Origin of the sequence: Pseudomonas sp. Pseu.R1, from assembly GCF_045764065.1 — a bacterium.
Classification (GTDB): Bacteria; Pseudomonadota; Gammaproteobacteria; order Pseudomonadales; family Pseudomonadaceae; genus Aquipseudomonas.
Genome location: NZ_JBJGEE020000001.1, coordinates 2,100,757 through 2,111,754 on the forward strand (window position 1 = coordinate 2,100,757; position 10,998 = coordinate 2,111,754).

At 59.9% G+C, this 10,998-nt stretch carries 9 protein-coding genes; 7 read left to right on the top strand and 2 right to left on the bottom strand.

The features are described 5' to 3' along the window. Positions 1–94: 94 nt before the first annotated feature. A complete protein-coding gene (locus ACI5GA_RS09705) occupies positions 95–1,015 on the top strand; it encodes an amidohydrolase family protein (protein ID WP_421422661.1) in 921 nt (306 codons plus the stop codon). Here ACI5GA_RS09705 and ACI5GA_RS09710 read toward each other — a convergent pair. Next, a complete protein-coding gene (locus ACI5GA_RS09710; RefSeq protein ID WP_404636242.1) occupies positions 1,008–1,748 on the bottom strand; it encodes an IclR family transcriptional regulator in 741 nt (246 codons plus the stop codon). The genes ACI5GA_RS09705 and ACI5GA_RS09710 overlap by 8 nt on opposite strands. Positions 1,749–2,028: 280 nt before the next feature. Between ACI5GA_RS09710 and ACI5GA_RS09715 the strand changes: the two genes are divergently transcribed. From ACI5GA_RS09715 to ACI5GA_RS09740, 6 genes are all read left to right on the top strand, one after another. Then, entirely contained in the window at positions 2,029–3,651 is a 1,623-nt protein-coding gene (locus tag ACI5GA_RS09715) for a methyl-accepting chemotaxis protein (protein WP_421422662.1), read from the top strand. 201 nt (positions 3,652–3,852) lie between these two features. Beyond that, complete coding sequence (locus ACI5GA_RS09720; RefSeq protein ID WP_421422663.1) at positions 3,853–4,587, top strand: gluconate 2-dehydrogenase subunit 3 family protein; 735 nt, start codon at positions 3,853–3,855, stop codon at positions 4,585–4,587. 6 nt (positions 4,588–4,593) lie between these two features. Beyond that, positions 4,594–6,372, top strand: a complete 1,779-nt coding sequence (locus ACI5GA_RS09725; protein WP_421422664.1) for a GMC family oxidoreductase — start codon at positions 4,594–4,596, stop codon at positions 6,370–6,372. 1 nt (position 6,373) lies between these two features. Beyond that, entirely contained in the window at positions 6,374–7,645 is a 1,272-nt protein-coding gene (locus ACI5GA_RS09730; RefSeq protein ID WP_421422665.1) for a c-type cytochrome, read from the top strand. 264 nt (positions 7,646–7,909) lie between these two features. Next, entirely contained in the window at positions 7,910–9,205 is a 1,296-nt protein-coding gene (locus ACI5GA_RS09735; protein ID WP_421422666.1) for an MFS transporter, read from the top strand. Between the two features lie 15 nt (positions 9,206–9,220). Then, positions 9,221–9,997 (top strand): substrate-binding domain-containing protein, encoded by a 777-nt coding sequence (locus ACI5GA_RS09740; RefSeq protein WP_421422667.1) that lies wholly within the window; start codon positions 9,221–9,223, stop codon positions 9,995–9,997. On the opposite strand, the gene ACI5GA_RS09745 is transcribed toward ACI5GA_RS09740, so the two are convergent. After that, a complete protein-coding gene (locus ACI5GA_RS09745; RefSeq protein ID WP_404636236.1) occupies positions 9,983–10,891 on the bottom strand; it encodes a LysR family transcriptional regulator in 909 nt (302 codons plus the stop codon). The two genes, ACI5GA_RS09740 and ACI5GA_RS09745, sit on opposite strands and share 15 nt — an antisense overlap. Positions 10,892–10,998 lie beyond the last annotated feature (107 nt).

Below are 10,998 nucleotides of genomic sequence, written 5' to 3' on the forward strand. Positions count from 1 at the left end.
GCCTTCTGGGCTGGGAGGCAACGCATCACGGTGTTCAAGCCAGACTTGAGCACCTTTTTTACTCGACATCTACAACAATAATGAGAACTTCAGCATGACCATTAACCGTCGTCAGTTCGTTCAGGGTGGCGTTTGCCTGGGGGCTTTCATGTCGCTCAATGCGTTCGCAGGATTCCGCTATTCCAGCGGCGAGAACAGTTCGAAGCTGGTGCCTCCGGCAGGTAGCGTGGATTGCCACATGCACCTGTACGATGATCATTATCCGGCAGCATCCGGGGCGACATTGCTGCCCCCCAATGCCTCGCTGGATGATTATCGTCAGGTGCAGCAACGCCTTCACGTCAAGCGCATGGTCATCGTCACACCCTCCACCTACGGAACCGATAACCGGGTCATGCTCAATGGTCTGGCCAACGCAAAAGGCGACGCTCGCGGCGTTGCAGTGGTCGCGGGCTCGATTTCAGACAAGGAACTGGAAGAACTCCACGCGGCAGGGGTGCGCGGTATTCGCTTCAACTTGAGCTATGGCGGCGCCAACCTGGACGATCTGGAACCGCTGGCCGCGCGCGTCAACGCACTGGGCTGGAACGTGCAGGTCGTTGCGCCTGGCACGCAATTGACCGATCTGGAAAACCGCCTCGCGAAGCTGCCTTCTCGGCTGGTCATCGATCACATGGGCCACGTCCCTCAACCTGAGGGCGTGACCTCGGCCGCGTTCGCGGCACTGACCCGACTACTGGACAACCAACGCACTTGGGTGAAATTGTCTGGGCCGTACATTCGATCCAAAACCGGGGCGCCCCGCTACGTCGACGTCGGTCAGGTCGCACAAGCGCTGGTCAAGATAAACCCGGAAAGGCTGGTGTGGGGCAGCGACTGGCCGCACCCGACAGTCGCCACCCACAAGCCCGACGATGCGGGCATTCTCGATCTGCTCACCGAATGGGCGCCATCGGAGCGTGACCGGACCCGCATCCTGCGGGACAACCCGGTCAGCCTCTACGGCTTCAGTTGATGTTTTCCAGGACGGGGGCGTGATGAGCGCCTTTGTCGTCCTTGAGGGTCTTGCCCCCCAGACTGCGAGTCAGGTCATCGGCCACTTCGATGAATACTTCGCGAAGGGATTTCGCGTAGTCGCTGGTCAGGCGGGTGGCCGGGCCTGAGAGGACCAGCGCGCCGATCACTTCCTGCGACGGCCCGAAAATCGGCAGCGCCATCGATGCCGCGTGGGGGTCGGTGGCGCCGCTGGAGTAGAACGGGTCCAACCCCTCCTTCGCGCGGCTGAAAGGCGTACGCAAGGCTTCCGCGCTCGCAGCACCATCCATCGGCCGCATGTCGCCGGGTTGCAGGTGAAGACGCAGGCGGTGCGGTGAGTTGACCCGGTACTGACAGAGCCGATAGGCGCCGTGACGCACATAGAACGAGGCCGTCTCACCCGTTTCATCCGTCAGTTTGTGCAGCCTGGGCAAGACATGCCGCTCGAGGTCCAGGGCATCCTGGTACACAGCGTTCAGCCGCATGACTTCGCTGGCCAGCATGTAGCGCCCGTCCGCCAGACGGTTGACGAAACCGTGGGTTTCCAGCGAGACCATAAGCCGCATGATGGTGCTTTTGATCAGATCGGTACGCTCGACCAACTCGACCAGACTCAAAGCGGTATCTCCCACCCTGAATGCAGAGAGAACGGTAAGCACACGATCCGCGGATGCCACACCGTTGACCGCCGGGCGCGGACGGGTTTTGACCATCGATGACTCCTTGCCGACTGACTGAACGTCGAAAGCGAAACTGACCGGCATTATCCGATAGCTGAAAAGGGATAGCTACCAGCTGGGTCAATCCGCGCGGGACAAGGTACCAACGGTTTCCCTGTCAACGTCGACACCTGGCCTTTCAAGAAGCAGCGCCCCGCTCAAATGTGTATTTTTGAAATTGTGTTTCAAAATATCTTAAGAGTTCCCCTCTGGCGCCGACATAAGGATTTTCCACACCCCGTGGCAGTCCTTATCCCGCGCAGAGGTTAGTCCCATGATCCGCAACATCTCCATCGCTGCACGATCCGCGATCAGCTTCACCCTGATCGCTTCGATCGTGGTCATCGTCGGCATCTACGCCCTGTTCAAGATGTCTCTGATCGACAACACCAATCGCACGATCCAGCAGACGGGCATTCCATCGTCCGCCGCACTGGGTGCCATGAGGGAAGCCGTCCTTGGCCTGCGGATCAATTCACTCAAGCTGGCGCTATACGCCTCTGCCGACATGCGCGAGGACAGCAACCGCCGTCTGGAAGTCCAGCTCAAGAAACTCAGTGAAGCGCAGACCGCGTATGCCGCCAGCCTCGAAAAACCGGACGAGCGTGCCCTGTTCGAAAACATCAGGCCCATTCTGCAGGCCACCGAGCCCGGCATCCGGCAATTGATCGACCTGGGCAAGCAGGGCCGCGAGAAGGAGATGATCGAACTGCTCAACGGCACTCTGCGACAGAACTCCGAGCAGGCGTTTCCCAAGCTGTACGAGCTGACAGCCCTGAACGACCAAAACATGAAAGGGCTGTTCGAGGAGTCGACCCAGACCTACAGCAGCTCCCGTAATAACGTCGTGATGATCATTGTGCTCGCGGTACTGATTACGATTGCCGTCGCCCTTCTGGTCAGCCGCAGCATTGTGCGTCCGATCGGCAGCGCCCTGTCTGCCGCTGAGAAGGTGGCTGCCGGGGATCTGACCCAACCGATCGCCACAGACGGCCGGGATGAAGTGAGCCAGCTCAATGGCACGCTCCTGACCATGCAGGCCAACCTCAAGAACACCTTGCAGGAAATCGCTCGATCGGCCGAAGTCATCGCCTCCTCGTCCAGCCAACTGCGGGCGGTGACCTCGGAGTCCAATCAGAACCTGGCTCAACAGAACAATGAAATCGAGCAGGCGGCGACCGCCGTTACGGAAATGACAGCCGCCGTGGAGGAAGTCGCACGCAACGCGGTGGCCACCTCCCAGGCGTCGCAAGAATCCCGTTCGGCCAGCGAGCAAGGCAATGCTCGCGTCGGCGAAACCATCGAAGCGATCGAGTCACTGGAACGCAACGCCGCGCGAAGCGCCGAGCGAGTCGAGGGCCTGGCCGATCGCGTGCGGGAAATCGCCAAGGTACTGGATGTCATCCGCGGTATCGCCGAACAGACCAACCTGTTGGCGCTGAACGCTGCGATCGAAGCAGCGCGTGCGGGCGAAGCGGGTCGCGGGTTTGCGGTGGTGGCCGATGAAGTGCGCGCCCTCGCGGCCCGGACGCAACAGTCCACCTTCGAAATCGAATCGATGGTCACCACCATCCGGGAGGGCTCCGATCACGCAGTCTCTGCCATGAAGGAAAGCACCGAGCAAGCGACCCAGACGCGAGCTCTGGCACGCCAGTCCGGGGACGCCTTGCAGGAAATCATGGCCAGTGTGCTGCAGATCAACGAGCAAAACATGGTGATCGCCAGCGCCTCGGAAGAGCAAGCCCAGGTCGCTCGGGAAGTGGATCGCAACCTGATCAACATTCGTAATTTGTCGATCGTTTCCACCGAGCAGGCCCGCCAGACCGCTTCGGCCAGCGAGGATCTGGAGCAGTTGGGGCACTCCCTGACGCGCCTGGTTGCCAGCTTCAAAATGTAGCGCGGCGCTAAAAAATCGTATTAATGAAATGTCATTCTATTATTTGCCATTTCACTGAGATACCATTCTTCGCCCAGATGCCGCTGTGGTGGTTTGACGCACGCCTCCACAGCGCCCGCATCCTCCCCGAAACACCCACTTCCAAGATGGTCAGCAGGCCACTTCACAAGCACCCTCTGCCGCACGCCTGACGGAGCAACGATGACCGACACACCCAATTCACGACGCGAATTCCTGCGTCGCAGCGCCATTCTGATCCCCGCCGTAAGCCTGGGCGGCTATTCGACAACGCAGTTAGTGACTCCGGCCCCGGTACAGGCCGCTGCCGCGCAGGACGAACCTGCCCCTGCGCCGCGTGCCTACGAGCCGAGCTTTTTCACGGACGCCGAGTGGCGATTCGTCAATGCCGCCTGCGCCGTCCTCATTCCCGAAGACGAGGAAGGCCCTGGTGCGCTGTCGGCGGGGGTCCCGGAGTTTCTTGACCGTCAGATGGAAACCCCTTACGCCTATGGTCGCCTGTGGTACATGCAGGGCCCTTTCATCACCGATCAACCCGTGGAAATGGGCTTCCAGTTCAAGCTGGTGCCGCGCGAGATCTATCGCCTGAGCATCGCCGAGGTCGACACTGCCTGTCAGACCAGACATGGCAAGCGTTTCGCCGAGCTGCCTGAACAGGGCCGGGTTGCGACGCTGACGGCGCTGGAAAAAGGCCAGCTCACACTGAATAACGTGCCGGGCGAGATGTTCTTCGCGCTGCTGCTGAAAAACGTCAAGGAAGGTTATTTCGCCGATCCCAAGTACGGCGGCAACCAAGACATGGCTGGGTGGAAAATGATCGGCTTCCCCGGTGCGCGCGCAGATTTCATGGACTGGGTAGATCGTCCCAACGAGCGGTATCCGCTCGGCCCTGTGTCCATCAACGGACTCAAGGGGTAAGAGCAGATGGCAATCAAGAAACCGGAAATCGATGCCGTCATCGTCGGTCTGGGTTGGGTGGGATCGATACTCGCCGCCGAACTGACCGAAGCCGGCCTGAATGTGGTCGCCCTCGAACGCGGGCCAGACCAGGACACCCCTGACGACGCGAGCTACCCGAAAGTCATCGACGAGCTCGCCTACACGGTGCGCGGCAAGCTGTACCAGGACTTATCCAAGGAAACCGTCACCATTCGGCACACCCCCGCCGACATCGCGGTTCCTTATCGCCAGCAAGGCACCTTCCTGCTGGGCAATGGCGTGGGCGGCGCGGGCTTTCACTGGAACGGTCTGACCTGGCGCCCACTGCCCAGTGACCTGAAACTGCGCAGCCATTACACGGAGCGCTACGGCAAGAACATGATTCCTGACAACATGACCATTCAGGATCATGGGGTCAGCTACGAAGAACTCGAACCGTTCTTCACCCGTTTCGAAGACGTCGCCGGCGTCTCTGGCAAAGCAGGCAACATCAAGGGCCAGCTCATTGAAGGCGGCAACCAGTTCGAAGGCCCGCGCAGCAAGGAGTTCCCGCTGCCACCGCTCAAACCGGTCTACGGCGACACGCTGTTCGAAACAGCCGCGAAGGGCCTCGGCTACTCGCCTTTCAAAATCCCGGCAGGCAATGCGTCGGCGCCCTATACCAACCCCTATGGGGTTCGTCTGGGGCCGTGCAACTTCTGTGGCTTCTGCGAAAACTATGGCTGCTACATGTATTCGAAAGCCTCGCCGCAGACCACGATCCTCCCGGCACTTCGTCGCCGGAAGAATTTCGAATTGCGCGCGCTCTGCCACGTCACGAAGGTCAATCTGGATTCCACTGGAAAACAGGCGACCGGCGTGACCTACATCGACGCGCAAGGTCAAGAGACCGAGCAGCCCGCACGGCTGGTCATACTCAGCGCGTTTCAGTTGCACAACGTGCGCCTGCTGCTGCTTTCCGGCATTGGCAAACCCTACAACCCGCAGACCGGCGAAGGTGTGGTGGGCAAGAACTACGCCTATCAGATGCTCGGCTCGGTCAACGTGGTCATGCCCAAGGGCGCCTACCTGAACCCCTTCATCGGCACGGGGGCGGGCGGATCGGCCATCGACAACTACAACGGCGACAATTTCGATCACACTGGCCTCGGTTTCATCGGCGGTGCCAACATTGGTCACCATCGCACCGGCGGGCGCCCTATCGGGCAGACCAGTGTCGCCAAGGGCGCGCCGAACTGGGGCAAAGGCTGGAAAGCCGCCGTCGCCGACAACTATCAGCGCAGCCTGAACATCTACACCCAGGGCTCGGTGATGGCCTACCGAGACACCTACCTGGACCTGGACCCGACCTACCGCGACTCGTTTGGCCAGCCGCTGTTGCGCGTCACCTTCAACTGGCATGACAACGACATCAAGATGTCGCAGTACGTGACAGGCAAGGCGGCAGAAATCGCCAAGGCCATGAACCCTGAGTCCTATCAGGTCAATGCCAAGAAAATCGGCACGCTGTACGACACCCGCTTCTACCAGAGCACGCACACCACCGGCGGCGCCATCATGGGCACCAGCCCGTCCAACAGCGTGGTCAATCGCTACTTGCAATCCTGGGATGTGCCCAACCTGTTCGTGATCGGCGCGTCTGCGTTTCCGCAGAACATCGGCTACAACCCGACAGGACTCGTCGGTGCCCTCGCCTATTGGTCGGCCAACGCCATCCGGCAGCACTACCTGAAGAACCCCGGCAAGCCGTTGGTGGAGGCCTGAGATGACGACGTTGAACACACTCCTGAAGTGGAGCGCAGTGTGCCTGGGCACGATCAGTTTGCAGGCCATGGCCGCGTCGGCAGATCCCCAGGCGATCCAGCGAGGCGAGTACCTGGCCCGCGCCGGTGACTGCATGGCCTGCCATACGGTCAAAGGCGGCGAGCCCTACGCCGGCGGCCTGGGTCTGGAAACCCCGATCGGGGCGGTCTACGCCACCAACATCACTCCCGATCCGGTACACGGTATCGGGGCATACACGCTGGAGGACTTCGACAAGGCCGTGCGTCACGGCATCCGACGCGATGGCTCGAGCCTGTATCCGGCGATGCCGTTTCCGTCATACGCGAAAGTCTCCGATCAGGACATCGCCGACCTCTACGCCTATTTCATGAACGGGGTGAAGCCTGCCGCAACGCCTAACCGGGACGCGGATATCCCTTGGCCACTGAGCATGCGCTGGCCGTTAACGATCTGGCGCTGGACATTCGCACCGGCGGTGGCGAGCACATTGCCCGCCTCGTCGGACCCGCAACTGGCGCGCGGGCAGTACCTGGTCGAAGGCCTGGGCCATTGCGGCAGTTGCCATACACCGCGTGGTATCGGCATGCAGGAAAAGGCGCTGTCAGCCGATGCGCAAGGGCATTTCCTCTCGGGGGGCGCGCCGCTGGAAGGCTGGGTCGCCAAGAACCTGCGAGGCGACGCCCAGGATGGTCTGGGCGCATGGAGCGAGGCAGAAATCGCCGAATTCCTCAAGACAGGCCGTACCGACCGGACAGCGGTGTTTGGCAGCATGACCGATGTGGTACAGCACAGCATGCAGTACCTGACCGACGACGATCGCCTGGCCATTGCTCGCTACCTCAAGAGTCTGCCTGCTTCTGGCGCTGCACCTGCTGCATCAGGCAGCTCCGACACCGCCAAGCAGATGGCCAGCCTGAACGTGCAAGCGGTTGGTGCACGAACCTATGCGGACAACTGCATGGCGTGCCATCGCAGTGACGGTAAAGGGTACGCGCAAGTGTTCCCGGCGCTGGCCGGCAATTCGGTGGTCAACGGCAAGGACGCAACCTCGCTGGTTCACATCGTGCTTGACGGCGGCTACCTCCCAGGCAACCAGCATGCGCCGACGGCGTTCGCCATGCCGGGTTTTGCATGGCGTCTATCCGACCAGGAAGTGGCAGACGTGGTCACCTTCATCCGCACAGGGTGGGGAAACACGGGCAAACCGGTTACCGCTGCCGCCGTACAGGCCCAACGTTCGACTAACCAATAAAGCACCACAATTTGCCGCCCACGTGCCTTTAGCGAGCCCCTCGGTGGACGGGGCTCGTCGTGGGCATTTCAAATCTGCCGCCGTCGCCGACAATTTGGGCGTCCGACAGCGACTGTCGATTGGAACGGGTCCGTTGTCGTTCTCAATTGATCGTATTCATGCATCAATCGATGAGAAATCAACGTTTATCACCCCGCGTTTTTTCCCCGAGAATCTCCAGTTACAAGCGCTTACAAAACACTCAAAAAAACGCTGGAGATCACAATGCCCAATCCAAGCCACGCGGCTAATGGGTCATCCAAGGCCGCCATGGTCTTCCGGGTGACGTCCGGAAACTTCCTCGAACAGTTCGATTTTTTCCTCTTCGGCTTCTACGCCACCCAGATCGCCGCTGCATTTTTCCCCGCTGCCAACGAATTCGCGTCACTGATGATGACGTTTGCGGTGTTTGGCGCAGGCTTTTTAATGCGCCCGCTAGGTGCCGTCCTGCTGGGCGCCTACATCGATGATGTAGGGCGCCGCAAAGGGCTCATTGTCACCTTGGCGATCATGGCCAGCGGCACGTTGCTCATCGTGCTTGTCCCTGGCTACGCCAGCATCGGCCTGTGGGCGCCTGCGCTCGTGTTGTTGGGGCGGTTGCTTCAAGGATTTTCGGCCGGGGCAGAGATGGGCGGTGTGTCCGTTTACCTAGCAGAAATGGCAACGCCAGGTCGCAAAGGCTTCTTCGCCAGTTGGCAATCCGCGAGCCAACAAGTCGCTATCGTGGTGGCGGCAGGGCTGGGCTACGCGTTGAATCTCTGGCTGGCACCGGCCGCTTTGTCGGAGTGGGGCTGGAGAATTCCATTCGCCATCGGATGCCTGATCATCCCCTTCATATTCCTGTTGCGTCGTAGCCTTGAGGAGACCGAAGCGTTTTCGACGTGTAAGCATCGTCCGACCATGAAAGAGGTCATGGCCACCCTCTACAGCAATGCCGCCATCGTGATACTGGGGATGTTGATGGTCGCCATGACCACGACCGCGTTCTACATGATTACCGTGTACGCCCCGACATTTGGCAAGTCCGTGCTGCAACTCAGTACCCGTGACGCACTCATGGTCACATTGCTAGTGGGCGTCTCCAACTTCGCCTGGCTTCCCATTGGCGGCGCCTTGAGCGACCGATTTGGGCGCAAGCCGTTGCTCATGGCAATGTCCGTGCTTACCCTGATCACGGCGTATCCAGCACTGTCTTTTCTGGCGCAATCGCCAAGCTTTTCGCACATGTTGGAAGTACTGCTCTGGTTCTCTTGCCTGTACGGTCTCTACAACGGTGCAATGATTCCGGCCCTCACTGAAATCATGCCAGTGGAGGTACGCGTCGCGGGCTTCTCGCTGGCGTACAGCTTGGCAACCGCCGTATTCGGTGGCTTCACCCCTGCCGTTTCTACCTGGCTTATCCACATGACCGGCGACAAAGCCGCACCCGCGTACTGGATGATCTTCGCCGCTGGCTGCGCGTTCGCCGCCACTCTGGTGCTTTACCGCCGCTTGGCAACTCAGTCACCTGCCACTGCCTGACATAAAGGAATGTCTATGAAACCGTTTACCCACTCTCTAACGGCACTGCTGATTGCCGGAAGCTTATACGGCGCGACTGCTCAGGCAGAAGAACTGACCGTCATGACCTCGGGCGGCTTCACCGCGGCCTATAAAGGCTTGGCTCCGCTTTACGCAAAGAGCAGCGGCAACACGCTGAACACCGTGCTGGGACCCTCCATGGGCAAAGCGCAGGAAGCGATCCCCAATCGACTCGAACGGGGCGAACATGCCGACGTGGTGATCATGGTCGGCTACGCGCTGGATGAACTGATCAAGCAGGGGAAGGTGGACGCCAGCTCCCGCGTGGAACTCGCCGATTCGCGCATTGGCATGGTCGTCAAGGCAGGAGAAAAGAAACCTGCGATCAACACTGATGCCGAGCTGAAGCAAGTGTTGCTATCGGCAAAATCAGTCGCCTATTCCGATAGCGCGAGCGGTGTGTACATTCAGAACGAACTGTTCAAAAAGCTGGGTGTGCAGGCTCAATTGGCGCCCAAGAGCAAGATGATCGAGCGCATCCCTGTCGCATCCGTGGTTGCCAAAGGAGACTATGAAATCGGCTTCCAGCAGGTGGCTGAGCTGCTGCCCATTCCGGGGATCACCTTCGTCGGCAAGATACCTGAAGACGTCCAATCGGTGACGCGTTACGCCGCGGGAATCCCGAAAAACGCCGATCATCCCGCCGAGGCGAAGAAACTTCTGACCTACCTGGCGTCCCCGGACGCGCAGCCGATTGTTCGCTCCACGGGTCTGGATTCAGTGCCGCGCTAATCGGTCTGGCAACTCGCGAATTAACCGTTCCAGCTCCAGTGCCGCGGGCGTTAACGTGCGCCCGCGGCGCTTGAGCAACCCCATCTGCCTGACGACTTCAGGTTCGTTGAGCGCCACGCTGGTGAGAATAGGATGCGGCGCGACAGGCATGGCGATGGATGGCACCGCCGCCACACCCAATCCTGCCTCGACCAAGCCCAGTACGGTGGTGACGTGGCGCGCTTCGCAAATGCTTGCTTTCTCGACCCGAAGGCCCGGCAGTGCACGGTCTATGACAAGACGATTGCCCGATGACCTGTCGAGAGTGATGTAGTCGTACTCATAAGCCTGCGCCCAGGTCACCGCGTTTCGTGAAGCGAGCGGATGGTCGTTACGACAAGCAATGACGTATCGCTCCTCCATCAACAGGCTGAATTCGACCTCAGGCGCGAGATTGCCGGTAAAACCCACCCCAAAATCGGCCTCTCCCGAGGTCACCGCTGCGCTGACCTCGTTAGCCGAGGCATCGATCAGTTTGATTTTGATTTTTGGGTACTGTGCGTGAAAGCTTCGGATCGCATGGGGCATGAAATAGTAAGCGGCTGAGGGCACACAGGCGACGGTCAACGTGCCTGTCCGCAACGCGCCACCTTCCCCCACGCTCAACAAAGCAAGATCCAGATCGTCCAGCAAACGCTCCACTTGTGGAAGGAAGGCCCGTCCCACATTGGTCAACGATACCTTTCTCGTGGTCCTCTCAAACAGCTTAACGCCCAAAGCGGTTTCCAGCTTCTCGATGCGCCGACTCAAGGCCGACTGCGTGATACGTATCGAGTCCGCAGCACGCCGAAAACTGCCCTGCTCCACCACCCCTCGAAAGGCCAGTAGGTCGTTTAAGTCAAATTGGATGCTCACCTGCGGCTCCGTACCGGTGATCGGACATAAGCATCAATGGTAGAGGTTTATGATTCAGATCAGCAATCGGGAGGGATACGGTTGAACCCACAGTCCGAGGCAGTCTT